At 46.0% G+C, this 25,258-nt stretch carries 26 protein-coding genes and 1 tRNA gene; 21 read left to right on the forward strand and 6 right to left on the reverse strand.

What is annotated here, in order from left to right:
- Positions 1–33 precede the first annotated feature (33 nt).
- Genes fabB through queG form a run of 3 tightly spaced genes read left to right on the forward strand, consistent with a single transcriptional unit; the run spans position 34 to position 2,972 of the window.
- Positions 34–1,242: a beta-ketoacyl-ACP synthase I gene (gene fabB / locus GCU85_RS02145; RefSeq protein WP_152808886.1), complete on the forward strand. Its 1,209-nt coding sequence runs from the start codon at positions 34–36 to the stop codon at positions 1,240–1,242.
- A 55-nt stretch (positions 1,243–1,297) separates the two neighbouring features.
- Positions 1,298–1,807, forward strand: coding sequence for a molybdenum cofactor biosynthesis protein B (moaB, locus tag GCU85_RS02150; RefSeq protein WP_152808889.1), 510 nt, complete (start codon positions 1,298–1,300; stop codon positions 1,805–1,807).
- Positions 1,800–2,972: a tRNA epoxyqueuosine(34) reductase QueG gene (queG, locus tag GCU85_RS02155; protein ID WP_152808891.1), complete on the forward strand. Its 1,173-nt coding sequence runs from the start codon at positions 1,800–1,802 to the stop codon at positions 2,970–2,972. The genes moaB and queG overlap by 8 nt, the downstream gene beginning before the upstream one ends.
- 25 nt (positions 2,973–2,997) lie before the next feature.
- Here the strand turns inward: queG and GCU85_RS02160 are convergent, their stop codons facing one another.
- The 6 genes from GCU85_RS02160 to hemA all read right to left on the reverse strand — a co-directional run bounded on the left by GCU85_RS02160 (position 2,998) and on the right by hemA (position 8,502).
- A complete protein-coding gene (locus tag GCU85_RS02160) occupies positions 2,998–3,528 on the reverse strand; it encodes a pilin (protein ID WP_152808893.1) in 531 nt (176 codons plus the stop codon).
- Positions 3,529–3,532: 4 nt separating this feature from the next.
- Positions 3,533–4,492 carry a hypothetical protein gene (locus GCU85_RS02165; protein WP_152808894.1) on the reverse strand — a complete coding sequence of 320 codons (960 nt, stop codon included), beginning with the start codon at positions 4,490–4,492 and terminating at the stop codon, positions 3,533–3,535.
- On the reverse strand, positions 4,489–4,992 hold the full coding sequence (locus tag GCU85_RS02170; RefSeq protein WP_152808896.1) for a pilin: 504 nt from the start codon (positions 4,990–4,992) through the stop codon (positions 4,489–4,491). The genes GCU85_RS02165 and GCU85_RS02170 overlap by 4 nt, the downstream gene beginning before the upstream one ends.
- A gap of 209 nt (positions 4,993–5,201) precedes the next feature.
- Entirely contained in the window at positions 5,202–6,032 is an 831-nt protein-coding gene (prmC, locus tag GCU85_RS02175) for a peptide chain release factor N(5)-glutamine methyltransferase (protein WP_152808898.1), read from the reverse strand.
- A 64-nt stretch (positions 6,033–6,096) separates the two neighbouring features.
- Positions 6,097–7,191 (reverse strand): peptide chain release factor 1, encoded by a 1,095-nt coding sequence (gene prfA / locus GCU85_RS02180; protein WP_152808901.1) that lies wholly within the window; start codon positions 7,189–7,191, stop codon positions 6,097–6,099.
- A gap of 63 nt (positions 7,192–7,254) precedes the next feature.
- A complete protein-coding gene (gene hemA, locus GCU85_RS02185; protein WP_152808904.1) occupies positions 7,255–8,502 on the reverse strand; it encodes a glutamyl-tRNA reductase in 1,248 nt (415 codons plus the stop codon).
- Between the two features lie 98 nt (positions 8,503–8,600).
- On the opposite strand from hemA, the gene GCU85_RS02190 reads away from it, so the two are divergent.
- From GCU85_RS02190 to GCU85_RS02275, 18 genes are all read left to right on the forward strand, one after another.
- Positions 8,601–10,370, forward strand: a complete 1,770-nt coding sequence (locus GCU85_RS02190) for a tetratricopeptide repeat protein (protein ID WP_152808907.1) — start codon at positions 8,601–8,603, stop codon at positions 10,368–10,370.
- A gap of 53 nt (positions 10,371–10,423) precedes the next feature.
- Positions 10,424–11,035 carry an outer membrane lipoprotein LolB gene (locus GCU85_RS02195; RefSeq protein WP_152808910.1) on the forward strand — a complete coding sequence of 204 codons (612 nt, stop codon included), beginning with the start codon at positions 10,424–10,426 and terminating at the stop codon, positions 11,033–11,035.
- A gap of 39 nt (positions 11,036–11,074) precedes the next feature.
- A complete protein-coding gene (gene ispE / locus GCU85_RS02200; RefSeq protein ID WP_152808913.1) occupies positions 11,075–11,968 on the forward strand; it encodes a 4-(cytidine 5'-diphospho)-2-C-methyl-D-erythritol kinase in 894 nt (297 codons plus the stop codon).
- Positions 11,967–12,042, forward strand: a tRNA-Gln gene (locus GCU85_RS02205). The genes ispE and GCU85_RS02205 overlap by 2 nt, the downstream gene beginning before the upstream one ends.
- A 50-nt stretch (positions 12,043–12,092) precedes the next feature.
- The gene (locus GCU85_RS02210) at positions 12,093–13,034 is read left to right on the forward strand and encodes a ribose-phosphate pyrophosphokinase (RefSeq protein ID WP_152808915.1); all 942 of its coding nucleotides are present in this window, start codon (positions 12,093–12,095) and stop codon (positions 13,032–13,034) included.
- A gap of 413 nt (positions 13,035–13,447) precedes the next feature.
- Positions 13,448–14,086 (forward strand): 50S ribosomal protein L25/general stress protein Ctc, encoded by a 639-nt coding sequence (locus GCU85_RS02215; RefSeq protein WP_152808917.1) that lies wholly within the window; start codon positions 13,448–13,450, stop codon positions 14,084–14,086.
- A gap of 30 nt (positions 14,087–14,116) precedes the next feature.
- Positions 14,117–14,686 (forward strand): aminoacyl-tRNA hydrolase, encoded by a 570-nt coding sequence (pth, locus tag GCU85_RS02220; RefSeq protein WP_152808919.1) that lies wholly within the window; start codon positions 14,117–14,119, stop codon positions 14,684–14,686.
- 104 nt (positions 14,687–14,790) lie between these two features.
- Positions 14,791–15,882, forward strand: coding sequence for a redox-regulated ATPase YchF (ychF, locus tag GCU85_RS02225; protein ID WP_152808921.1), 1,092 nt, complete (start codon positions 14,791–14,793; stop codon positions 15,880–15,882).
- A gap of 67 nt (positions 15,883–15,949) precedes the next feature.
- Positions 15,950–16,519, forward strand: coding sequence for an elongation factor P (gene efp, locus GCU85_RS02230; RefSeq protein ID WP_152808922.1), 570 nt, complete (start codon positions 15,950–15,952; stop codon positions 16,517–16,519).
- Between the two features lie 88 nt (positions 16,520–16,607).
- Positions 16,608–17,561, forward strand: a complete 954-nt coding sequence (locus tag GCU85_RS02235) for an META domain-containing protein (RefSeq protein ID WP_152808924.1) — start codon at positions 16,608–16,610, stop codon at positions 17,559–17,561.
- Positions 17,562–17,923: 362 nt separating this feature from the next.
- Positions 17,924–18,823, forward strand: a complete 900-nt coding sequence (gene rpsB, locus GCU85_RS02240) for a 30S ribosomal protein S2 (RefSeq protein ID WP_152808926.1) — start codon at positions 17,924–17,926, stop codon at positions 18,821–18,823.
- Between the two features lie 76 nt (positions 18,824–18,899).
- On the forward strand, positions 18,900–19,949 hold the full coding sequence (gene tsf, locus GCU85_RS02245; protein ID WP_152808928.1) for a translation elongation factor Ts: 1,050 nt from the start codon (positions 18,900–18,902) through the stop codon (positions 19,947–19,949).
- A gap of 120 nt (positions 19,950–20,069) precedes the next feature.
- A complete protein-coding gene (gene pyrH, locus GCU85_RS02250) occupies positions 20,070–20,855 on the forward strand; it encodes a UMP kinase (protein WP_152808929.1) in 786 nt (261 codons plus the stop codon).
- A 172-nt stretch (positions 20,856–21,027) separates the two neighbouring features.
- Positions 21,028–21,585: a ribosome recycling factor gene (frr, locus tag GCU85_RS02255; RefSeq protein ID WP_152808931.1), complete on the forward strand. Its 558-nt coding sequence runs from the start codon at positions 21,028–21,030 to the stop codon at positions 21,583–21,585.
- Positions 21,586–21,640: 55 nt separating this feature from the next.
- Positions 21,641–22,342: a polyprenyl diphosphate synthase gene (uppS, locus tag GCU85_RS02260; RefSeq protein WP_407944962.1), complete on the forward strand. Its 702-nt coding sequence runs from the start codon at positions 21,641–21,643 to the stop codon at positions 22,340–22,342.
- 95 nt (positions 22,343–22,437) lie between these two features.
- Positions 22,438–23,235: a phosphatidate cytidylyltransferase gene (locus tag GCU85_RS02265; protein ID WP_152808933.1), complete on the forward strand. Its 798-nt coding sequence runs from the start codon at positions 22,438–22,440 to the stop codon at positions 23,233–23,235.
- A 207-nt stretch (positions 23,236–23,442) separates the two neighbouring features.
- Positions 23,443–24,477: a recombinase RecA gene (gene recA / locus GCU85_RS02270; protein ID WP_152808935.1), complete on the forward strand. Its 1,035-nt coding sequence runs from the start codon at positions 23,443–23,445 to the stop codon at positions 24,475–24,477.
- A 129-nt stretch (positions 24,478–24,606) separates the two neighbouring features.
- The gene (locus tag GCU85_RS02275) at positions 24,607–25,068 is read left to right on the forward strand and encodes a regulatory protein RecX (RefSeq protein WP_152808937.1); all 462 of its coding nucleotides are present in this window, start codon (positions 24,607–24,609) and stop codon (positions 25,066–25,068) included.
- Positions 25,069–25,258 lie beyond the last annotated feature (190 nt).

Genomic DNA, 25,258 nt, shown 5'->3' on the forward strand with positions numbered 1-25,258 from the left:
ATTTATAACCAAATCTCAAAGAGGTAGCGATTGATGCGAAGAGTAGTTGTCACAGGTATGGGAATTGTCTCCAGCTTAGGCAATGATTGCAACGAAGTACTGAATTCATTAAAACAAATGCAATCAGGCATTACGTTTAATCCTGAGTATGCCGAGCTGGGTTTTCGCTCGCAAGTGAGCGGTGAAATTTCACTCAATCCTAGCGAGCATATCGATCGTAAAATTTTTCGATTTATGGGCAATGCCGCTGCTTACGCTTATATCGCAGCACTTGAGGCCATCAAAGACGCCAATCTAAGTGATGAATTATTATCTAACCCGCGCACAGGCTTGGTCGTTGGTTGCGGCGGCGCCTCTTCTGCCGACCAAGTCCTTGCAGCGGATATGCTTCGTGAACGTGGCGTGCGCAAAATCGGCCCTTACGCGGTCACCAAAACCATGGCATCAACGACAGCAGCGTGTCTGGCTACGCCACTCAAAATCAAAGGCGTAAACTATGCCATGAGCTCAGCGTGCTCAACGTCGGCACACTGTATTGGTCACGCTGGCGAGCTTATTCAAATGGGCAAACAAGACATCGTGATTGCTGGCGGCGGCGAAGACGTGCATTGGAGCATGAGTGCTATGTTTGATGCAATGGGCGCCTTATCTAGCAAATACAACGACACACCTGAAAAGGCTTCGCGTGCGTATGATAGTGAACGCGATGGATTTGTTATTTCTGGTGGTGGTAGTATTTTGATTTTAGAAGAATACGAACACGCCAAAGCACGTGGCGCCACCATTTACGCCGAACTAACTGGCTATGGGGCGACCTCTGATGGCTATGACATGGTCGCCCCTAGTGGCGAAGGCGCGGTACGCTGCATGCAGCAAGCGCTGGCAACCAGTCACAACCCCGTTGAGTACATCAACGCGCACGGCACTAGCACGCCAGTTGGCGATACCAAAGAGCTGGAAGCCGTCTTGGCTACATTTGGCGACCACCTCCCCAAAATCAGCTCAACCAAATCACTGAGCGGTCATGCTTTGGGTGCGGCGGGTTCTAACGAAGCCATCTACGCCTTGCTGATGATGAAAAATGACTTCCTTGTCGGCTCAGCCAACATTAGCACGCTCGATGAAAAAGCCGCAGGACTACCTATCCTAACGCAAAACGAAACCACAACAGTGACTAGCGTCATGTCCAATAGTTTTGGCTTTGGTGGTACAAATGCGACGCTGATTTTCGAAAAAATATAACGGCAATCTGTTTTTACTACTTATCACTAATAAAAAACCTATAAAACACCATATCATGCCCGATTTTCAACCCCTTTCCATCGCGATTCTCACGGTTTCCGACACGCGAACGGCAGACACGGATAAATCGGGCGATTACCTAGCAGGCGCTATTCAAAACGCAGACCATAACCTGGCGGCACGCGCCATCTGCCGTGATGATGTTTATGAAATTCGGGCAATTATCAGCCAATGGATTGCCGACAACGCGGTACAAGTCATTATTACCACTGGCGGCACAGGCGTTACAGGGCGTGATATCACCCCCGATGCACTGATGCCACTGTTTGACAAAACCATAGAAGGCTTTGGTGAGCTTTTTCGCTGGTTATCTTTTGAGGAAATTGGCACGTCTACCGTGCAATCACGTGCAATTGCTGGACTTGCCAATCAGACCTACGTCTTTGCATTACCCGGCTCGTCTGGCGCTTGCCGAACCGCATGGGAAAAAATTTTACGTTCCCAACTCGATAATCGCCACAAACCCTGTAATTTTTCGGAATTAATTGCGCGTCTCAATGAGTGATGCACCGCAAAAAGCACCGCTTAGCGCCACCAATACTAAGCCACCAACCAAGGCCAAACCGACCAGCCAACATTCTGCCACACTACCAATCGAGCCAGCCAACCAACTCGCCTCCAAAATCAAACAACTTGGTCAACGGCTAGGGTTTTCTGATATACGCATCACTCTGCCTGATAACGCGCGCGCCGCAACGCTATTTGCGCGCTGGCAAGCATTACACAACGCAGGTGAAATGCACTATCTTGTCAGGCATGGACAAAAACGTTGCCATGTTAAGCAATTACAACCCAGTGCATTGCGGGTGATTTGTGTACGCCTCGATTATCTAAGCGAACCCATCGCCAAGACAATAACCCAACTGGATAACGACAGACCTTTTGTCTCGTTGTATGCCAAAAACAAAGATTACCACAAATTAATGCGCAAGCGATTGGTGCAATTTGCAAAACAAATCGAAACAATCGCTAATCAATCAATCAACTATCGCGTTTTTGTAGACTCTGCCCCCGTTTTAGAAAAACCACTGGCTGAGCAAGCAGGCATCGGCTGGATGGGCAAGCACACCAACCTATTGCACCATCAACATGGATCCTTTTTTTTCCTCGGCGAAATTGCGATTAATCTCCCCCTGCCTATCGACCACGCCATAAAACCGCGTTGTGGTAGCTGTCGCGCTTGTATTGATGTTTGCCCGACAAAAGCCATTACTGCACCATACCAATTAGATGCCGAAAAATGTATTTCGTACCTAACGATTGAGCACGCGGGCATTATCCCCGATACACTCAAAGCACAAATCGGCAATCGCATTTACGGCTGCGATGATTGCCAACTATTTTGTCCGTGGAATCGCTATGCCAAGCAAACAGAGATTAACGGTTTTGCTGATAACAACAAACGCTGGCAAACAGATTATTTGACGCTATTTGGTTGGGATGAAACAACTTTTTTAACGACACTACAAGGTAGCCCGATACGCCGTATTGGCTTTGACCGCTGGCAACGCAATCTCGCCATTGGTATGGGTAATGCCCTGCGTCAGCATCCAGACCACCCACAAAAATCCGCGTGGGTTTCTGCACTAAAAAACAACACCAACCCACATCCTGCGGTCATTGATGCCATTTTCTGGGCGCTTACACAAAAGAATGAAGGACACGACTGAGCAAGCGAATTAAGCCTCTCTTCTATCACCGGCAAGAAGCAGGCAATAGCCTTTTGTTAACATTCGTGCTATTTTTACCAAAAATAACAAATACATCATCCATTTTTTGGTTATAGCTGTCACTATCACCCTCGTAATCGCCATACCCGCACTTGAAATGCAGCGGTGAGGAAGGTGAATTTTTCACCACTACAGGCCTAAAAGAAACTACTTTTCCTGCTAATTGCCGTTGCTCTAATGTGTCTGAAAAAGTAACATGAATCACACCATTTTTAATTTCAACGCGTGAGACTCGAGCTGAGCGGATTTTTTCAGGTACTGGCAATCCAGCTGCCTGATTATTCGCTGGAAATCTACCGGTATACTGATAATAATCATTCACTTTTTTTTTCGCAGTAGCAGAAACGTTTATGCTATCCAACACCTCTGCGCGCAACGTGTAGTCTAAATAGGCGGGTATCGCTGTCGCAGCAATTATCGAGACAATAACAGCGACTGCCATTAATTCCAGTAAGGTAAATCCATTGCTGGCTCCTAAGGGTAATTGCCGCCTCATGGCATCACCAAACTACGCCAGGAAGTAAAAAAATAGGCAGGTACATTGCAATCAAGAATGACGCCATCATTAACACCACACAGGATATAAAGAAAAATCCTAAGAACATGTCTGAACGTCTAACTTGGTTACGTAAAATATAACCTAAATCATTTAATCGTTCATCTAGTTCCGCTTCAAACTGCGTATTTTTTTGTGCCATCATTAATAATATTTTTTCATCCATTGGCAAAAACAAGGTGCCGATTGATTGCAGAGCATGATCAATTGCATTAGAGTCACTGGCTTTATACCCTATTTTAGTATAAAGCAGAAATCGATATTTTTGATAATTATAGATGACAAACCAGTAAAAAGGCGTGAGTCGTAAATACCAAGGGATACCCTGCAATTGCCGCATTCTTTTTTTGACGAAAAGCGGTACTAGCATAAAAAACAATGCAAATACAAAGACGCAATAGAATATCACCATAAAGGTGTCATTCATCACAGCCTTTGTTAAAGCTGGCATTTTCAATCCAAAGTCAGCCAAATAGGATTCAAAAACAGGCAAGGACTTCACGCGGTAGACTTCGATTGCCACCGAAGCGATCTGAAAAATAAAAACAAGATAAATGATATAAAATACATTATATTTCAACGTATCACGCAACATGCCGCGCCCTTTATCTAATTCACTGTATTGACCAATATAGTTTTTTAACTCAATGCCGCTCGTGTTAGACAAGGTAATGAGGCAATGCCAAATCCCAATACCTCGCAATTTCAATGCATCCTGTTTTCCGTCAAGCACTCGACTAATTATCGTTAAAGTGCGATGGTACAAAGGCGATAGCTGAGATTTGAGCTCTTGCAAGCTTGCATACGGGTCATTGCTGTTCATTACAACACGGGAAACCTCATCAAGGCAGGTGCTTGGACTACGAAAAGCATAAAACAAATTGATTAAATATTTTTTCATCATTCCTCCGCCTCCGCTTGAATATCTCGACAACTCAATGGCAAATATTCTAGGGGGGCATTCGTCTTATTCTCTCCTGCCGCTTGCATACCTTCAGGCACAGGGGTGTTCCCACATATCCATGAAATCGGCGCACTGGGATAATCTTTGATATATACTGGGCGAAAACTGATTATTTTACCCTGAATCGCAGTATGGGTTTGTTTATTTAATGTCACATGAAATGCGCCATTTAGCAAGATCGTCTGACTAATTTCTGGACTTAATAGTTTATTGGGTGGCGGCAGCCCCGCTTCTGAATTATCACGTGGAAATCGTTTGAATTCTTTATGAAAAATTTCAACTTCAGGTTGTAAATTCAATACGTATTTTTGAACATTAATAACTCTTGACTCTATAACCAACCCTAAATAATTGGGTATTGCCAGCGATGCAAGTATCCCGACAATGGTAATAACAATCATCAGTTCCATCAACGTAAAACCAGTGTTTTTTTGCTTCACTTTGTATCGTATCCTTTGAATATAAATCGCTATGACTTATGAATATATCTCATCGTGATATAAAAACCGACTTGGTTAAAATCAACGTCAAAAATCAAATCAGGCCGTCAACCGTCAAATCAGACCGCCTAGAAAATAGCACAAAAACACATTATAACATAGCGCTGCAACATCGCAATTCGCTTTCCTTCTAACACCTACACCTACATTCATTTACCATTACACGCCATTGTCACGCGTTCGTGGCCCGCCAAATCTCGTTGTGTTTTGATTGCTCGCCAATTAGCGCCGAAAAGCGCGCGGACAGCTTCGCCCTGGTTATACCCGTGCTCTAGCAACAGCCAACCGTCCTGAGTCAACACCGTCTCGGCCTGCGCAATAATCGTTTTGATATCAGCCAAGCCGTTATCGTCAGACACTAACGCATGATGTGGCTCATGGGCTAATGCAGGCAAATGGGCATCATCAGCGTCGATATACGGTGGATTACTCACGATGCAATCCATACTTTGGGGGGCAAAACCAGTCAGCCATGACGTCTGTCTGAGCTCGATAGGCGCACGTTGCCACTTGACCGCATTAGCAGTGGCAATAGCCAATGCCTTGGCGCAACAATCCGTTGCGGTAATGTGGGCATGCGGTAATTCACGACTTAGCGCAATGGCAATCGCACCACTGCCTGTGCCCAAATCGACAAAGCGGCTAGTTGTCTGCTGCGGATAGAGGTTCAACACCGCATCGATTACCGCTTCAGTATCGCTACGCGGAATGAGCGTGTCAGGGCTAACCACTAAGCGCATATCCCAAAAATCTTGATAGCCAATGATATAGGCCAGCGGCATACCTGTCGTTAGTTGCTGCATGGCGGCATCCAGCTGCACCAACAACGCTTTTGTGAGCGGTATCTCTGGGTAATTGCGAAAAAACGCACGAGGCTTTTGGCAGTAATGGCTTAGTAACCATTCTGCAACGATAGCGTCATCAACAGCGCTCAACTGTTTTTTTGCCTGTTCAAGCCACGTTGAAACGGTTACCGCCATCTGCCCCACCCTCCGTACAAAAACCTTAAACCATTACCGTCAATCCAATAGCGTCTAATCGTGATTAATACGGTTGTTGCTGGAGGTCTGCTAATAAGTCCGCCTGATACTCCTGAATCAACGGCAAAATAACCAGATCCAACGAGCCTTGCAATACCTCATCGAGCTTGTACAGCGTTAGATTAATGCGGTGATCAGTGACACGCCCCTGTGGAAAATTGTAAGTACGAATTCGATCCGAGCGGTCGCCTGTGCCGACTAAGTTACGCCGCATTTCAGACTGCGCTTGTTGTTGTTTTTGTCTTTGGGCATCGAGCAATTTCGCCTGTAGTAAGCTCATTGCGCGCGCGCGATTTTTGTGCTGCGAACGCTCATCTTGGCATTCAACGACTACGCCAGTGGGGATATGCGTAATCCGAATTGCTGAATCAGTCTTGTTAACGTGCTGACCACCTGCACCGGATGCGCGAAAGGTATCCACCCGCAAATCACCCGCATTAATATCAAATTCATCGACCGTTTCAACCTCAGGCATAATGGCCACCGTAGCCGCCGAGGTATGGATCCGCCCTTGCGATTCAGTTTCTGGCACGCGCTGTACTCGATGGGCGCCCGATTCAAATTTGAGCTTTGAATACGCGCCTTGGCCAATCACGCGCGTGATGATTTTATTATAACCACCATGTTCGGCGTCGCTTTCTGACAGTATTTCGATTTGCCAGCGCTGTGTTTCAGCGTACTTACTGTACATCCGAAATAAATCACCTGCAAAAATACTCGCTTCATCACCGCCTGTGCCCGCGCGAATTTCTAAAAAAACATTATTATCGTCATGCGGGTCTTTGGGTAACAGCAAAATTTGCAGCTGCTCATTGAGCGTTTCAATCTCTGCCTTCGCCTCATCGATTTCTAATGCTGCAAGCTCTGCGAGCTCTTTGTCATCACCATCGAGGATTTCTTGACCTTCTATCACCACCTGTTCGGCTGCTTTTAAGGCTTCCACCGTTTTTTGTAGCGGCTCTAATGACGCATATTCTTGGGAAAGTTGACGAAATTGATTTTGATTGCCGATAACCTCTGGGTCTGACAACAAGCCACTCACCTCTTCGTAGCGTTCACAGAGTTCGTCAAGTTTTTTTAATAAACTGGCATTGAGCATAAAATATTTGGCTGGTTATAGTGGTTATAGTGGTTATCGCGATGGGTACGATGAATAAAGTATTTAGTCGAGATTATACACAGATTTGATTTCTTCTAACAGACTAGCGTGCCCCTTTTCGCCAACACGGCGCACCAATACACTGGGGTGGTGTGTCAATTTATTGGTCAACTGGTTTGCTAACGCTTCTAAAACATCAGCTGCGGGGTCACCGTTTTCGATGCGTTTGAGTGCTTGTTGGGTTAGCTGTGTTTTCTCTTGGTGTGCATAGTCGTGAATACTTTTAATCAGCTGGCGGTGCTGATGCAATCCGAGCCAGTTGTTAAAATTGTCGTTATACACCTCAATCATGGCTTCGGCCTCTTGGGCGGCTTGCTGCCGTAGTGACTGATTTTTTTGGACAATACCTTGTAAGTCATCCACTGAAAACAAATACGCATTTTCTAATTGCTTGATGCGTGGATCAATATCCCTAGGCACCGCCAAATCGATTAATAGCTGCATCCGATATTTACGCTGCTTTTGCCCCGCTAAAATCGTCGCTAAATCGACGGTATAGTCACCGCGACCCGTCGTCGAAAAAACCATATCGGCTTCGTGAAGATGCGCTGTTAGCTGTGCTAACGGCATTGCATAACCATTGACTTCATTGGCCAAGGCTTGGGCTTTGTGTACGTCACGGTTGGCAATCAGTATATTACGCACGCCTTTTTTCATCAGCGTTTTAGCGACCAGTGTGCCTGTCTGACCTGCACCAATCACCAGCACGGTAACGTCTTTATATGACGAAAAAAACTCTTCTGTGAGCTTGGCAGCCACATACACCATAGACACCGAGTTTTCTCCTAATTTTGTGTTGTTACGGACATTTTTAGCCACATAAAATGCTTCTTGAAAAAGCCGTGTCAATAATTTTCTGGCGGTATTGTGCGTAACCGATAGTTGAAATGCAGATTTGATTTGTCCTAGCACTTGTGGCTCACCAATAACCATCGAGTCCAACCCCGTCGCCACACGGAACAAGTGCTTTGATGCCGCTGCATTGTGGTAAGTATAAGTATGCGACTTCAGTGCATCATAGCTGACTTGGTGAAAATCAGACATCCATTCGTATAATGCCTGTTCAGATTTTGCGTTCGCCACATATAACTCGGTTCGATTGCAGGTTGAAAAGACAACAGCCTCATCCGCCAATTGTGCCTGACAAATAGACTGCATCGCCATAGGTAACTGGCTTTCAGGCACATTTAGTTGTTCCCTTAAATCAATTGACGCGGTTTTATGATTGACACCAACCGTAAGTAATGACATGCTTAAACTATTCGCTCATTTTATTTGTTATACTAGTTAAGTCTAATTATACGAAAAAACCCACGAAAAAGCCCACAAAAAACACGGAAATCATCACCATGAGAGCATTTTTTTCCCTTAGCCAATATCGATTCCAGTCGCTCAATCAGCCCTACGGCTTTCTGGCATTACTCGCTACCATCACTTGGGCGGGCACTTTGGCAAGTACTTTGGCTATCGCCAAAGACACACCAACCGCTGAAAAACCCACTTCACCGGCCGCCCAACAAACCCAACCTTGGGATGAAAATAGCCAAGCAGTTTATGATTTGATGCTGGCACAATTTCAAAATGCTAACGCCGATTATCAAGGCTCTGTGGATACCTTGGTCAAATATGCCAAAGAAGCCAAAGAACCCGGGTTATTTGCCACTGCCTATCGCGCCACACTCAGAACAGAACGCTACGCACAAGCCGTCGAAGTCGCCAAAGCGTGGCAAGCGGTCTCTCAAGCCGATTTAAAAAAATTCGAAATCCTCGCACTGGCGTTAAATAACCAGTCTGCACTCGCTGTCGCAGAAATTGAACAATACCTCGAACAAGACGACACCAAGACGCAGGCAGACCAATTTTCTCAAATCTTAACCAGCCTTTGGTACAAACCAGGCATTCTTGAGACCGTTGAGTTGCTACACAAAAAATACCCAGACGAAACCTACATCCAATACGACTTGGTGAATTTATTGCGCTGGCATGGGCATATCGACCAAGCCATCGCCATTCTGGACCATGCGTTGTTCAAATCACCTAGAGACCTAGACCTCATCCAGTTTAAGTCGGATGTCTATCGCTACAGCCTCAGAGTTGACGAGGCACATGAGGTGTGGACGGCGCTACTTAAGGACTACCCTAACGATCCACAATTTCAATTTGCATACGCGCAATTTCTCTACGATGCGTATGATTTTTCGGCGGCTAAATCTGTACTCACAGAAATCAAAGACCGTACGCGACAAACGACAATCAACCAGTTATTAATGGCAACACACATCCAGCTTGATGAATTCGATAGCGCTGAGGCCGTTATTGCGTGGGATAACCTCGAACAAGACCAGCGCGATCAGCTTCGCTATCAACTCGGACTAATGCTATTAGACAAAAAACAATACGCACCAGCCAAAACGCAACTTGCGCATATTGACGAAGACAGCTTGTTTGCATTAGATGCTGCCACTGCAATTGGCCAAGCACACTACGCCAACAACATCCAAGCAGGCGAAGACTGGTTTGCGCAAATCGCCGAAACTCACCATCTGAGCCAATACGAAATCACCCAAATAAAGGCACAAACGCTATTGGCTATCGAGCGACCACAATTGGCGTTGGAATTACTCAACGCCTACCTAAACGAAAACCCACAAGATCAAGATATGCGCTACACTCGTAGCTTAGTGGCCGCAGAAAACGGCCTACAAAAACAAGCCATCGAAGACCTCAAACTCATGCATACACGCTCACCTGAAAACGCTGATGTGCAAAATGCACTGGGCTACACGATGCTGAGCCAACCCAACCAATTAGACGAAGCGATGCAGCTCATTAAAAAAGCCCTATTCAGCCAACCAAACAGCCCCGCTGTTGTTGATAGCAAAGGCTGGGGCTTGTACCTACAAGGCGATTACGACGCCGCGTTGCCGTACTTTCGCTACGCGTATGCTAACTACACCGATGGTGAAATCATTGGTCATTATATTCTCGGGTTGTATCACGCAGGTCACGTTGCCCTAGCTAAACAGCTCTATGACTTAGAAAGCCAGTACACGCCAAACCTAAAAAAATTAGCGCATTTTGCGCCTGATTTTGAAAAAACCATCCTGAAATCAGACTGATTCATTCAGAGCAATCCATTTAGAATAATTTATCAATCAATCGCTTAATAACCATGCATCAATCAACTACCCCAAAAGAAACCGTTTATACGGTATTACTGCTTATCACCTTGCTCGGTTTAGTCGGGTGCGCAAGCCAACAAAAATCAATCAGTCAAGCCCCTACGCAGTGGCAACTGTCTGGGAAAATTGCAGTGTCAACACCCAACACACGCTGCCAAACTGAAAACTGCCCACCCAGCAGCAGCCAAGGCAATCTGGCTTGGATACAGCAAAATGCGCAATTTGACATCACGCTACGCGACCCGTTTAATCGCGTTATCATGCAAATAAAAGGCGACACGGATACACTCCAAGCAACCGCCCCAGAACAACCAACCATCACAGCAGTACCGACAGACTTCATCCAGCAACTGCTCAACGATAGCGCCATTCCAGCAGGTGATATCCAATTAACACCAACTGACTTACGCTACTGGATAACAGGTCGCCCTGCGCCTAGCAGCCCTGTTACCGATAAACAAGCGGAGTCCTTCACCCAAAACGGCTACCAAATTGACGCCAAACAATGGCGTAATACCGAGATAGGTTATATGCCCTCAATTATTGATGTCAAAAAGTCGGGATTTCGTTTGCGCATTATTGCCCAACGCTGGACACGTTAATCGCTTATTTCCATTCGTTAGCATTCGTTAGTGGCAAAGGTGAGCAAACCAACAACTAATCGCTATACGGTTTTAGCACCCGCAAAGCTTAATTTATTTTTGCATGTCCATCAACTGCGACCCGATGGCTACCACAATCTCAATACCTTTTTCCAGCTAGTCGACTTATGCGATACGCTCACTTTTCAGACGCGCACCGATAATCATATTGTCATCGACAACCCAGTACTGCGAGACAGCCGTGAACACAACGACAGGCACAACGACAAGCCTAACGAAGACTTATGCTACCAAGCTGCACAACGCCTTAAAGCCGTGACAGGCTATCCATATGGCATTGATATTCGCATTGATAAGCGCATACCCATCGGCGGTGGATTAGGCGGTGGCAGCAGTGATGCGGCAACCGTGTTATATGTGCTCAATCAATTATGGCAAACCCATTTGCCACGCGAAGAACTATTAGCAATCGGACTAGCGTTAGGCGCTGATGTGCCTATTTTTCTTGTCGGTGAAAATGCCTATGCCTCAGGGCGGGGCGAGAAAATCACAACCGCTGCCAGTCCATTTTCACACGCACCTGCCACGCTGGTTATCCTATACCCTAAGGTCTTTGTTAGCACCGCAACATTATTTCATACCCCGCGCCTAAAAAAACGCGCCGATAGCCACGCCATGCCCGTGCTAAGCGATGTGTTTTTTGAAAATGACTTCACGACCGTAGCCTTTGAAAATTATCCAGAAATCAAAACAGCCGCCACGGCTTTATCTCAGTTTTCCCCTGCACATTTAACGGGTACAGGCAGCTGTCTGTACGCAGTACTTGACGACCCCAAAAAAGCTGATACAATAAGGCGCGCTTTAGCACATAAATACGATGTGTTTATCGTAAATACAATAAATCGATCTCCACTACTGGAGTTCAGCCTATAGGGGTATAGCCAAGCGGTTAAGGCACTGGTTTTTGATACCAGCATGCGAAGGTTCGAATCCTTCTACCCCTACCATTTTAATTCTAACAACCGACAATAGCGTGAATTTTGTGTCCAAAGGAAGCATGACGATTTTTAGCGGCAATGCCAATCCGCAACTTGCCCGCCTTATCTCACAGCACCTTGGCTTACCTTTGGGGCAGGCCATGGTTGATCGATTCTCTGATGGAGAAATCAACATCGAGCTCAAAGAGAATGTTCGCGGCAAAGACGTTTTTATCATCCAGCCGACGTGCTCACCGACCAATGACAACTTGATGGAGCTCATGGTCATGACCGACGCACTAAGACGTTCTTCGGCCCAACGAATCACCGCAGTCATGCCCTATTTCGGTTATTCTCGACAAGACAGGCGACCACGGTCATCTCGCGTCGCCATCTCCGCCAAAGTCGTTGCTAACATGCTCACTGGCGCAGGGGTTGACCGCGTCCTCACGATTGATTTACACGCCGACCAAATCCAAGGTTTTTTTGATATTCCCGTTGACAATATTTACGCAACGCCTATTTTACTCAATGATATTTTATCGCTACAGCTTGATAACCCAATGGTTGTCTCGCCCGATATCGGCGGTGTGCTTCGCGCGCGCGCTACAGCCAAACGCGTACCCGACGCTGCATTAGCCATTATTGACAAAAGACGGCCCAAGGCGAATGAGTCTGAGGTCATGAACATCATTGGCGAAAACATCGAAGGCAAAAACTGCTTATTGATTGACGACATGGTCGATACTGCTGGCACCCTAGCCAAAGCAGCAAACGCACTAAAAGACAAAGGCGCAAAATCCGTACGCGCCTATTGCACGCACCCTGTCCTATCAGGTAATGCCCTAAAAAACATAGAAAATTCAGCGCTAGATGAGTTGGTCGTGACCGACACTATCCCATTGCCTAAAAACATGCAAGCCTCCAAGCATATCCGTGTGGTCAGCGTCTCTGGACTGGTTGCCGAGAGCATTCGCCGAATCCATGTTGCCGAGTCTATTTCTAGTTTGTTCGTTGATTAAAGACATAAGCACTAATAACACCTCTGATACGCCTTTAACCAACCTATAATACCGCCGCAAGACAATCCTGCGTTAACTACGACTATCTATAACGTTACCATTTGCTTTACGGCTTGCTCGGGACCTCAGACAGAAAAACATGGCTTTAACGAGACACATTAACGAGACACACGCAGTCATCAAAATAACACAGATTAAGCCCTCTGCACGAATACATTAGGATAAATACTACCTGCCCAAAAAGGCAGAATAAACGCTTGGAAAAATGCCACTAATAGGGTATTCTATTCGGCTGGTTAATTTGCGTTTTTACTTTCGTTTCATTTGTCAACGGGGTTGTCTGCGTCTAACCATCGGGTTTGCTATGGTCGCAATGGCAAACACCTTTTAAAAACTAATTTGGAGAAAATCAAATGGCTAATTCATTTTTACTCAAAGCCGAGCCTCGGTCAGACATAGGGAAAGGTGCGAGCCGCCGCCTACGTCGCGAAGAAAAAATCCCAGCGGTTATTTACGGCGGTGATGGCGAAGCACAATCTATCACGATCTCACATTTTGAAATACTCAAACACCTAAATAGCGATAGCTTTTACTCGCAGATTATTGATATTGATGTCAACGGTGACGTCACCGAAACCGTATTGCGCGATTTGCAACGCCACCCTTACAAACCAACGGTACTTCACGCCGATTTCCAGCGGGTTGTTCGCGGCCAAGAAATTACGGTTAACGTACCGCTACACTTTTTAAATACTGAAAGCGCAGCAGGCGTTAAAGCAGGTGGCATCATGTCACAACACGTTATCAACGTAGAGATTCGTTGTCGTCCACGATTACTACCAGAGGCTATCGAAGTCGATGTTGCTAATTTAGGCATGAACGAAGCCCTACACCTGAGCGACTTAACACTACCCGAAGGTGTCGCTCTGACAGCCTTTGCAGAAGGTGACGCCGAGCAGGCCGATACCGCCGTCGTCTCAATCCACCCGCCAAAGACCAGCAGTAACGAAGAAGACACTGCCGAGGTCGAAGCAGAATCTGAAAACGAGTAATTCTCACCAAAACAATCACAATCATTTGTCATGTCAAACATTAAACTAGTTGTTGGACTCGGCAATCCTGGTGAAAAATACGCAAAAACCCGCCACAACGCGGGTTTTTGGTTTTTGGAACAACTCACCCCCGTCACCAGCTTTAGTTTTAATAAAACATTTAATGGCGAAATCGCTGACGCACACATCGGCCAACACAAATGCTATTTATTCAAACCCACAACCTTTATGAATTTAAGCGGTGATGCCGTACAGCGTGTCATGCAATTTTATAAAATTACTGCCCCAGAAATGCTTGTTGCGCACGATGAGCTTGATTTTCCCGCAGGTACCTGTCGTTTAAAAAAAGATGGCGGGCACGGTGGGCACAACGGATTGCGCGACATTATTAATAAAACAGGTAATGCTAACTTCATGCGCCTTCGCATCGGGATAGACCATCCTGGCCACGCTTCACAAGTTGCCCATTATGTACTAAAATCACCAGGGCTAGCGGATAAAACACGCATAGACAATGCATTAATCGAGGCATGCAACGCCTTTAACGTACTCCTATCCGATGGCTTCGATGCCGCTGTACAGCAGTTGCATCAGCGCTAACTCGACGCATTAATAACCACTACAAAAGCAATAAAACCAACACCTAAATCAGCATTACCTTACCATCAACACTTAACCATACTATACTGAGGTCACTACACAATATGGGATTTAACTGTGGAATTGTCGGACTACCGAATGTCGGTAAATCAACCCTTTTCAACGCACTGACCAAAGCGGCCATTGATGCGCAAAACTATCCATTTTGCACTATCGAGCCGAATGTCGGTATTGTACCAATGCCTGACCCGCGCCTTGATGAACTGGCGACTATTGTCAACCCTGAACGCGTTATTCCTACAACGATGGAATTTGTTGACATTGCTGGGCTGGTTGCAGGCGCATCCAAAGGCGAAGGCTTGGGCAATCAATTTTTAGCCAACATCCGCGAAACCGATGCAATCGCGCATGTTGTTCGTTGCTTTGAGGATGATGACATTATTCATGTTGACGGCAACATCAACCCAATCAAAGATATAGAAACCATTGACACCGAACTCATTTTGGCCGACCTTGCGACCCTAGAGCGCGCAGCCCAGCGTTTTCAAAAACTGGCGCGAAGCGGTAACAAATCCGCCCAACTGTCATTACAAACCATCGAAAAACTAATCGCACACCTTGAGAATGGCAATTCCGCGCGGTCGCTCGCGTTATCGGCCGAACAGACAGCCAGCATCAAAGAATACCCGCTGCTGACGGCAAAACCCGTGATGTTTATTGCAAACGTGAGCGAAACGGGTTTTGAAAACAACCCCCACTTAGACGCCGTCATGGCACACGCAGCGACTGAAAATGCAAGCGTTGTCCCTGTTTGCGCGGCGATTGAAGCCGAGCTATCCACACTGGATGATGCCGAACGCGATGAATTTTTGAGTGAATACAACCTCAGCGAACCAGGGCTTAACCGCGTCATTCGAGCGGGCTATCAACTGCTGGGTTTAGGCACTTACTTTACCGCGGGTGTCAAAGAAGTTCGCGCATGGACTATCCCGCAAAATGCCACCGCACCACAAGCTGCGGGCGTGATTCATGGTGATTTTGAGCGCGGCTTTATCCGTGCTGAAGTAATCGCCTACCAAGATTTCATTGAACACAAAGGAGAGCAAGGCGCCAAAGAAGCAGGAAAATGGCGGCAAGAGGGCAAAACCTACCACGTAAAAGAAGGTGATGTCATTCACTTTTTATTCAATGTTTAATGCAAATATTGCGTTTATGCGCGCAAGCTGTTGTATGATTATGTAACTGACTTAAAGGAAAACACACATGGCAACTTACTCAACAAACGAATTCAAAAATGGGCTAAAAATTATCATCGACGGTGACCCTTATAACATTATCGAGAATGAAATCGTCAAACCTGGCAAAGGACAAGCCTTTAATCGAATTAGAATCAAAAACCTAAAAACAGGTCGCGTTATCGAGCGCACCTACAAATCAGGCGACAGCGTTGAGGCGGCCGATGTCATGGAAATAGAAATGGAATACTCCTATTTCGATGGTGACAGCTATGTATTTATGCATCCTGAGACTTTTGATCAGGTCAGCGCTGATGAAAGCGCAATCGCTGATGCCAAAAAATGGCTAAAAGAACAAGACAGATGCACCGTCATTCTATGGAACGACAACCCCATCTCGGTTATCCCACCTAATTTTGTCGAACTCGAAGTCACTGAAACCGACCCAGGGTTAAAAGGTGACACCTCAGGCTCTGGTGGCAAACCTGCCACGTTATCGACCGGCGCGGTCGTTCGCGTCCCACTCTTTGTACAAATTGGCGAGATTATCCGTGTTGACACACGTAACGGTGAATACCATTCACGCGCTAAAGATTAAATAGCAAAGATTAAGCACCAAAAATTAAGTGCCAACGCCTTACCATACACGCAATTGAACATACTCAACCCCAAACCGATAGGACTACATGATGAAAAATCAAATCTTACTTATCTTAGGCTTAGCTGCTGTTTTAGGATGTAGCGAAACACCTATGCAATCTAAAACCCAAGACCCCCAAAAAACCCAAGACACCCAGTGGGCATACGGCACAGACACAAATGCAACAACAGCGACAACATCACCTGAAACATCTACTAAGGCACCTGCCGATTCAGAAAATTTAGTCGCCGACAAGCAACAACCCACATCAAGCACGCCTTTGAACGGTGAATTTAATATAGTACGGGTCAAAGATTATGACGCGATTTCACCTTTACCCATCGCATTTAACGCTGACAGCCAAAATATCAGCGGCTCGGCCGGGTGCAATCGATTTTCAGGCAGTTACCAAACCACGGGACAAAACATGACGCTATCAAAAATTGCTAGCACCAAACGTTTTTGTCTAGAAAAAGGGGTCAGCCAATTGGAAAATCATATTTTGCAATTACTAGGCAGCATCCACACGTTCAAAACCAATGAAAACGCTATTGATTTTTTTGACAACAATAATCAATGGATTATGACAATAGAACCCAGCGAGCCACTGGCAGCACACCCCTATCAAATCAAATACACCACGCAAACGATGGTTGCAACCAATACCTTGATTTTCTCAGGCAGCCAAATCACCTGCCAAACTGATGATCCGACCCAGCCGACTCAGAACAACCATCAAAATAACCATAGCAAAAATCTATCGACCAGCCAAGTAAAAGACTTACTCGACTCAATCAACGAACTCCCTATGGCGGCACTTAGCACCCTCACCGCACCTTCTGATCAGCGCCACCTAGATGGCGCAGCCTACGCAAAACTGACGATTATTGATGGCGACACGACATACGAAGTTCCTGACTTCGATCACGGCAACCCACCTGCTGCGGTGGCTCGTCTTGTTGCTGTTTTACTGAGACAATCAAATTGTCCTAACGTATGACCTTGTATTGACTTCAATCCATCCTCGTTACCCTCATATCATCCCCTCAACTACCTCCCCCTAAATAGCCAAAACTTCATAATTACAACACAATCTCGGCACAGTTAGGCCGAACACCTAAGGACAAAAAACACGGACGCACCTTTAATTGCTGAGAGCACTTTACTCACAACGTAATCTATGGTATAAATGCGCAGCAATTTTGCAAAAACCACAGACTTATTAAAGTCAATCGGGGTGCTTCGTTATTTCGGTTAGTGGATCCATGGCGGTTAGTGATTCTATGGTTCATTAGCATTCGATTTAACCAAGTCGTTTGATGGTAAGTTTGGTAGATTTAACCCGAATTGGAGAATATTTTTATGTCTACAACAATTTCTATGCGCGAGCTATTTGAAGCAGGCGCGCACTTTGGTCACAGAACCCGTTACTGGAATCCTAAAATGGCGCCTTATATTTATGGTGCGCGTGGTGGCATTCATATCATCAATTTAGAGCAAACTGTGCCAATGATGCAGGATGCGATTAACTTTTTAGGCACGATTGCGGCCAATGGCGGTAATATTTTATTCGTCGGCACCAAGCGTGCAGCTTCTGACACCATACAAAAGGCCGCGGTCGATTGTGGCATGCCGTACGTCAACCAACGCTGGTTAGGCGGCATGATGACTAACTACAAAACCATCCGTCAATCGGTCAGAAAACTCCACAACATGCGTAAATCTGAAAGCGATGGTTCATTGGCACACATGACCAAAAAAGAAATCATCAACCTCCGTAAAGAGCAAATCAAGCTAGAGTCCTCTTTGGGTGGCATTGCAGACATGAAGCGCTTGCCTGATGTACTTTTTGTTGCCGATGTCGGTCACGAAAGTATCGCTATCAAAGAAGCAAAAACCTTGGGCATCCCTGTTGTCGGCATCGTTGATACCAACAATAGCCCCGAAGAAGTGGATTACATTATTCCTTGTAACGATGATTCGGTTCGCGCACTGGGCCTTTGTATTAACGCCATTGCTGACGGCATTAAAAATGCGCGCATTGCTAACGGCAGCGCCAGCCAACTAAGCGACGAATCTGCACCACAAGAAAACATCACTGAGCCAGCAGCTCAGGTAACGGCAGAAGCAGCACCTGAGGCAGCCACTGAAGTAGCAAGCGAAGTAGCCCCGAAAGCAAGCCCCGAAGCCCCAGTAACAGAGCCAGCAGCAGCAGACAGCAGCGAAGCTAACACTGAGGCAACAACCACAGATAAGGGCTAAACAAACCATTCGCAAGGCCTCTGCGCCTTGCGATACCCTATTTAACTAATTATACGATATTACAAAGGTACCCAATATGGCAATTACTGCAGCACTCGTAAAAGCCCTTCGTGACCGCACTTCAGCGGGCATGATGGAATGTAAAAAAGCGCTAGTCGATTCAAATGGTGACATTGACGCTGCCACCGAACTCCTACGCAAATCAGGCTTAGCCAAAGCCGAAAAAAAAGCCGACCGTATCGCCGCAGAAGGTCGCGTTGCATATGCTATCTCGGATGATAAGCAATTCGCTGCTATTGTAGAAATCAACTGTGAAACAGATTTTGTTTCCAAAGGTGATATCTTTGGGGATTTCTCACAAAATATCGCCAGCCTTAGCGCCAACGAAAAACTCACTGAGCTGGATGCGATTAATCAAGCCCCATTAGCGGGTGAGACCGTTGACGAAAAACGCCGTTCGCTAGTCACGACACTAGGCGAAAACATTAACATTCGCCGCCTCGGCAGCATCAGCACTAACGGTGTTGTCAACGGCTACGTTCATGGTGGCGGTAAAGTCGGCGTTATCATCGCCGCTACTTGCGATGAGAGTGTCCGCGATAAGACCGAAGAACTACTACGCAACCTCGCGATGCACGCTTGCGCGATGAAACCTGCGTCAATCTCTTACCTAGACTTGGATTTAGATTTTGTCGCCAGAGAGACAGAAGCCATCCGCGCAGAGATTGAAAAAGGCAACGAAGAACTCGAACGCCTCGGCAAACAACTAAGACGCATTCCTGACTTTGTTAGTCGTCATCAACTCACCGATGACGTCCTTGCCGCCGTCGAGCAAACCATGAAAGATACATTAAAAGCCGAAGGCAAACCAGAGCATATTTGGGACAAAATCATTCCAGGTCAACTAGACCGGTACATCAAAGACAATACCGAACTAGACCAGGCACATGCACTGCTTAGCCAAACTTACGTGATGGACGACAAAAAAACGGTTGAACAAGCCATTGCTGATGTTCACCCCTCTATTCAACTCGTCGATTATATTCGCTTTGAACTCGGGGAAGGTATTGAGAAAAAAGTGGATAACTTTGTAGAAGAGGTCATGGCACAAGCCAAAAACGCCTAATCTGCCAACATAAAAAACCGCCGATTGGCGGTTTTTTATTGCACAAGCCATCAGTTAGTATAAGCTATTCGTTAACACAGTATCGCATTACGTTTTTAACCGCAAAGGCCAACTACCCCCATGAACGAAACACGACCAACAACTGAAAACACAATTGAAAAAACAGCTGAAATCACACCGTCAGAATACCCATTACAAACGCCTCGGTTTAAACGGATTCTTTTAAAACTCAGTGGCGAAGCCCTGCTTGGTGAAAAAACATTTGGCATCGATGCTAAGGTATTAAATCGGCTAGCCAGTGAAATCAAAATCCTCATCGAAGCTGGCATTGAAATTTCACTGGTTGTCGGCGGTGGTAACTTATTTCGAGGCGCAGAGCTACAAGAGTCAGGCATGGAACGCGTCACAGGCGACCATATGGGCATGCTTGCCACCGTCATGAATGCCTTGGCGCTGCAAGACGCCATCGAAAAAGTCGGCATCCCCGTCAGAGTTATGTCGGCCTTACCTATCGATCAAGTTTGTGAAGAATTTATCCGCCGACGCGCGGTCCGTCATATGGAAAAAAAACGGGTCGTCATTTGTGCAGCAGGTACGGGCAATCCGTTTTTCACTACCGATACAGCCGCTAGCCTACGTGCCATCGAGTTAGAAACCGATGCCATGCTAAAAGCCACCAAAGTCGATGGTGTTTACGATGCCGACCCCCATTGTGATAAGGCAGCAACAAAATACAAAACGCTCAGTTATAACCAGGTACTTGAGGATGGCTTAGCGGTTATGGACGCGACTGCCGTTGTGATGTGCCGTGACAATAACTTGCCTTTACTGGTATTTAACATGACAACCCCCGGCGAGATTGTGCGTGCTTTATTTGACCCGCAGGTCGGCACGTTAATTCGCTAAAATTAATTCGCTAGAATAATCCGCCCAGGTTAACCCACCAGCGTTCCTTTTGATCGGTTGGCTGCGAACCAATTACGTGGTATTCAAATATTAATTTAATCGATTCAACACCTATTTTTTTTTACCTCGTGTAAAATACTGCCAAGAACAACACACAACCAAAGAGTTAACGATGATTGATAATATAAAGCAAGACACTAAATCCCGCATGGCCAAATCGATTGATGCGTTAAAGCTTGAATTAAGCCGTATCCGCACTGGGCGCGCTCACCCTAGTTTACTCGACCATGTTACCGTTGATTTTTATGGCTCGGAAGTCCCTGTTGGTCAAGCCGCCAATGTTAGTAACAGTGACGCCAGAACCCTCACGATTCAACCTTGGGACAAATCAATGGTCGCGGTCATTGAAAAAGCCATCATCAATTCAGACCTTGGGATAACACCGACCTCAGCAGGCGACATTATCCGCATTAACTTACCGCCGTTAACCGAAGAACGACGCAAAGATCTGGTCAAAATCGTACGTGGCGAAGGCGAAAACGCCAAAATTGCCATCCGCAATATCCGCCGCGATGCCAACCAAAGCATCAAAAATTTACTCAATGACAAGGCCATTACCGAAGACGACGAACGTCGCGCAGAAACCGACATTCAAAAAATCACCGATGATTTTGTCGCACAGGTTGACCAAGTTCTCGCAGAAAAGGAAAAAGACCTGCTTGCGGTTTAGTCTGTAATTTGCGCTATATCGCTTTATTTTCCACCATTTCAATCTGTTGTTGAATTTGTCATTGCCACTACAACACATCGCCATCATCATGGACGGCAACGGCCGCTTTGCAGAATCAATCGGGCGCTCGCGCCTCTATGGGCATCGCGCTGGTCACACAGCAGTCCTGCGCACGGTGCGTCACTGCGCCAAAATGGGGCTGCGTTCTTTGACACTGTATGCATTTAGCAGTGAAAATTGGCAGCGCCCAGAATCTGAAATTCAGGCACTAATGCAGCTATTCCTCCGTGCAATTAAACGTAATCGTCGCCTTTTCAACCGTCACGGTATTCGATTTCGCGTCATCGGGGACACCTCGGCATTTCCTCGTCCTTTACACGATGCCATCGATGAACTAACCCAAGAAACACAGACAAACCAAGGCTTGCAACTTAATATAGCCGCAAATTATGGGGGCAAATGGGACATTACCCAAGCCGTTAAACAGCTCGCCACACAGGTCGAAAATCAAACCCTATCACCCCAAACCATTACCGAAAAAGACATTGCCACACACCTCGAATTAGCCGACCAAGCACCTGTAGATTTATTAATCCGAACAGGTGGCGAGCAGCGCATCAGTAATTTTTTATTATGGCAATGCGCTTACGCCGAGCTCTATTTCACACCGATTTATTGGCCTGTTTTTGACGATGCGGCGCTAGATGATGCTATTGCCGACTTTACACACCGTACACGGCGATTTGGCGGACTGTAACTTAGCAGGCTGTCATTTGACGAGCAATCATTTTACTATCCGCTGACGCATTATCCTTTTATAATATCGATACATTCATTGAATAAAAAACCACTATGAAACAACGAATCATTACCGCAACACTACTCATTGGCTTTATTTTAGTCATTTTATTTTTGTTACCCGCGTTAACACCGCTATTCATTGCCCTAGTTTTTGGGCTTTCCTTGTGGGAATGGGTGCGTATTACCAAACAATCCTCGGCCAACGCCCTGCTAACCGTCATTTCGACACTGGCTCTATTATATGCAGGGCTTTGCTATCAATGGATTTTCGGGCTATTATTGCTTACCACAGCTATTCACTACGCATTTAGCATCCGACTAATTCAACAATTTGAATCCATTATTAACTACCGATTGAGCCCCTGTTACTTACAACTAATTGCCCCGGTTTTGCTGGCCACAACCACGGTTGTTTTGCTGCGCTTGACAGCACAGTACCCTGATAGCCACATTGCTGCCAGTACAATTGTCTTTATGGTCGCTGTCGTTGCGGCAACCGATAGCGGGGCTTATTTCGCTGGGCGTTTTTTTGGCAAAGAAAAATTCTCCCCCAAAGTCAGCCCAAACAAAACCATCGAAGGTGCGTTGGGCGGTATTGCTTCGGGTGTCATCATTGGATTACTGCTATTACCACTCATTAACAGCCATCAAATCGCGTGGTGGTTAGTTATCATTGCCTTGATTGCAACCGCACTGGCCTCTATACTTGGTGATTTATTTATCAGCCTAATCAAGCGCCAAAACGCCATCAAAGACACCAGCAACCTACTCCCTGGTCACGGTGGTATCCTTGACCGTATTGATGGCCTGTTAGCAGGAATTCCTGTGTTTTATTTGATTGCGTTGTAAACTAACGACATTCATGACGATGGCGTGATCTGCATAAAATATAATTAAATCATATTGATAACAATAAATCGGGCTGAATCAAGCAAACCATTACTCGGTTGCTTGATTTTTGTTACTAAAATCATAGCTTATTCGCTGGGCTTTCGCTATAATGCCCACTAAACACACAAAATAACACTCGGTTAAATTTTACACCACAGAGGTATTATGAGCGACGAACGAAAAAAAGCCCTTGCAGCAGCACTCTCACAAATCGAAAAACAATTTGGCAAAGGCTCTGTCATGCGCATGGGCGATGGCACAGCGCACCGCGATATTGATGCCGTATCGACTGGCTCATTGGGGCTAGACATTGCGTTAGGCATTGGCGGACTCCCCAGAGGGCGTGTCGTTGAAATTTACGGTCCTGAATCCTCAGGAAAAACAACGTTGACACTGCATGCCATTGCCGAAGCCCAAAAACTCGGCGGCACCGCAGCGTTTATTGATGCAGAACACGCATTGGACCCTGATTATGCCGAAAAATTAGGTGTCAACATTGACGAAATGCTGGTTTCACAGCCTGATACTGGCGAGCAAGCCCTAGAAATCGCTGATATGCTCGTGCGCTCAGGTGGTGTCGATATCGTTGTTGTGGACTCGGTGGCTGCGCTAACCCCCAAGGCTGAAATCGAGGGCGAGATGGGCGATTCACACATGGGCTTGCAAGCACGACTGATGTCACAAGCGCTTCGTAAACTCACCGCCAATATCAAACGCTCGAATACGATTGTCATTTTCATCAACCAAATTCGCATGAAAATTGGCGTTATGTTTGGCAGCCCAGAAACGACCACAGGCGGCAATGCGCTTAAATTTTACGCCTCCGTCCGTATTGATATTCGCCGCATTGGTGCCATCAAAAAAGGCGATGAAATCATTGGTAACGAAACCCGTGTCAAAGTCATCAAAAACAAAGTCGCCCCACCATTCAAACAATGTGAATTTGAAATTCTCTATGGGCAAGGCATCTCCCGTCTGGGTGAAATTTTGACCTTAGGCACTGATTTAGGTGAGATAGAAAAATCAGGCGCGTGGTACAGTTATAACGATAACAAAATCGGGCAAGGCAAGGAAAACGCCAAACAATTCTTGGCCGAAAACCCTGATATTACCGCCGCTATCGAACAAAAAATCCGTGCACACTTTTTACCTAAGACTGTAAAAAAACCACAGGATGCCGCGCCAGAGAGCGATGCGTAATTTGATGTGTAGTTTGATACCTAGTTTGACATATACTATGATTGATGTATGTTTAATCTAGCTTAACCCTTTCACTCACTCCATCACGGCCAGCGCTTGTTGGCCGTTTTTCAGATAACCACCGTTCAGATGACGACTGACGCCTCCCAAACCGCCTACAATTATTGCATTCGCCTACTCGCACGGCGTGAGTATGCCAAAAAAGAAATCACGATCAAACTCAAACAAGCTGGCTATACCCAAACAGACATCGATGCTTGTCTGGATGCTTTGGTTCAGCAAAACTATCAGTCTGACGAACGATTTACCGAAATGCTGGTCCGAACACGAGTGAATCAGCGTTACGGCCCCAAGAAAATCGCATACGAACTCAGCCAAAAAGGCATCGCCAAAACACTGGCACAACAATATCTCGCCGAATTCGATGATGAATTACTCGGGCACGCACAGGCACTCATCCTCAAAAAAGCCCATGCCAGCGAACTCACCAATCCAGCCGTCAAAAACAGCATCACACGCTACCTCATCAGCCGTGGCTACGATTTTGACCTTATCCGGCAAGCGCTAAAGCAAATCAAACAAGACCAATAAAGCACTACCAAATAATACGCCCTAAATACGCCCGAAATACGCCCAAACGATGACCCAAAATATGCTACTATAGATTTTATTGCAGTTTATAGCAGTTTATTGCGATTTATTTACGCATTTATATTCGCATTCATATTCGTGTTGTTATTATTTACACCAAATTACACCGAATAATACCAAACAACACTAA

Origin of the sequence: Ostreibacterium oceani (assembly GCF_009362845.1) — a bacterium.
GTDB lineage: Bacteria > Pseudomonadota > Gammaproteobacteria > Cardiobacteriales > Ostreibacteriaceae > Ostreibacterium > Ostreibacterium oceani.

Excerpts from the sequence above, each read along its gene's own strand:
- fabB (WP_152808886.1), top strand. The coding sequence starts at position 34 with ATGCGAAGAGTAGTTGTCACAGGTATGGGAATTGTCTCCAGCTTAGGC.
- moaB (WP_152808889.1), top strand. The coding sequence starts at position 1,298 with ATGCCCGATTTTCAACCCCTTTCCATCGCGATTCTCACGGTTTCCGAC.
- queG (WP_152808891.1), top strand. The coding sequence starts at position 1,800 with ATGAGTGATGCACCGCAAAAAGCACCGCTTAGCGCCACCAATACTAAG.
- GCU85_RS02160 (WP_152808893.1), bottom strand. The coding sequence starts at position 3,528 with ATGAGGCGGCAATTACCCTTAGGAGCCAGCAATGGATTTACCTTACTG.
- GCU85_RS02165 (WP_152808894.1), bottom strand. The coding sequence starts at position 4,492 with ATGATGAAAAAATATTTAATCAATTTGTTTTATGCTTTTCGTAGTCCA.
- prmC (WP_152808898.1), bottom strand. The coding sequence starts at position 6,032 with ATGGCGGTAACCGTTTCAACGTGGCTTGAACAGGCAAAAAAACAGTTG.
- prfA (WP_152808901.1), bottom strand. The coding sequence starts at position 7,191 with ATGCTCAATGCCAGTTTATTAAAAAAACTTGACGAACTCTGTGAACGC.
- hemA (WP_152808904.1), bottom strand. The coding sequence starts at position 8,502 with ATGTCATTACTTACGGTTGGTGTCAATCATAAAACCGCGTCAATTGAT.
- GCU85_RS02190 (WP_152808907.1), top strand. The coding sequence starts at position 8,601 with ATGAGAGCATTTTTTTCCCTTAGCCAATATCGATTCCAGTCGCTCAAT.
- GCU85_RS02195 (WP_152808910.1), top strand. The coding sequence starts at position 10,424 with ATGCATCAATCAACTACCCCAAAAGAAACCGTTTATACGGTATTACTG.
- GCU85_RS02210 (WP_152808915.1), top strand. The coding sequence starts at position 12,093 with ATGACGATTTTTAGCGGCAATGCCAATCCGCAACTTGCCCGCCTTATC.
- GCU85_RS02215 (WP_152808917.1), top strand. The coding sequence starts at position 13,448 with ATGGCTAATTCATTTTTACTCAAAGCCGAGCCTCGGTCAGACATAGGG.
- pth (WP_152808919.1), top strand. The coding sequence starts at position 14,117 with ATGTCAAACATTAAACTAGTTGTTGGACTCGGCAATCCTGGTGAAAAA.
- ychF (WP_152808921.1), top strand. The coding sequence starts at position 14,791 with ATGGGATTTAACTGTGGAATTGTCGGACTACCGAATGTCGGTAAATCA.
- efp (WP_152808922.1), top strand. The coding sequence starts at position 15,950 with ATGGCAACTTACTCAACAAACGAATTCAAAAATGGGCTAAAAATTATC.
- GCU85_RS02235 (WP_152808924.1), top strand. The coding sequence starts at position 16,608 with ATGATGAAAAATCAAATCTTACTTATCTTAGGCTTAGCTGCTGTTTTA.
- rpsB (WP_152808926.1), top strand. The coding sequence starts at position 17,924 with ATGTCTACAACAATTTCTATGCGCGAGCTATTTGAAGCAGGCGCGCAC.
- tsf (WP_152808928.1), top strand. The coding sequence starts at position 18,900 with ATGGCAATTACTGCAGCACTCGTAAAAGCCCTTCGTGACCGCACTTCA.
- pyrH (WP_152808929.1), top strand. The coding sequence starts at position 20,070 with ATGAACGAAACACGACCAACAACTGAAAACACAATTGAAAAAACAGCT.
- frr (WP_152808931.1), top strand. The coding sequence starts at position 21,028 with ATGATTGATAATATAAAGCAAGACACTAAATCCCGCATGGCCAAATCG.
- GCU85_RS02265 (WP_152808933.1), top strand. The coding sequence starts at position 22,438 with ATGAAACAACGAATCATTACCGCAACACTACTCATTGGCTTTATTTTA.
- recA (WP_152808935.1), top strand. The coding sequence starts at position 23,443 with ATGAGCGACGAACGAAAAAAAGCCCTTGCAGCAGCACTCTCACAAATC.
- GCU85_RS02275 (WP_152808937.1), top strand. The coding sequence starts at position 24,607 with ATGACGACTGACGCCTCCCAAACCGCCTACAATTATTGCATTCGCCTA.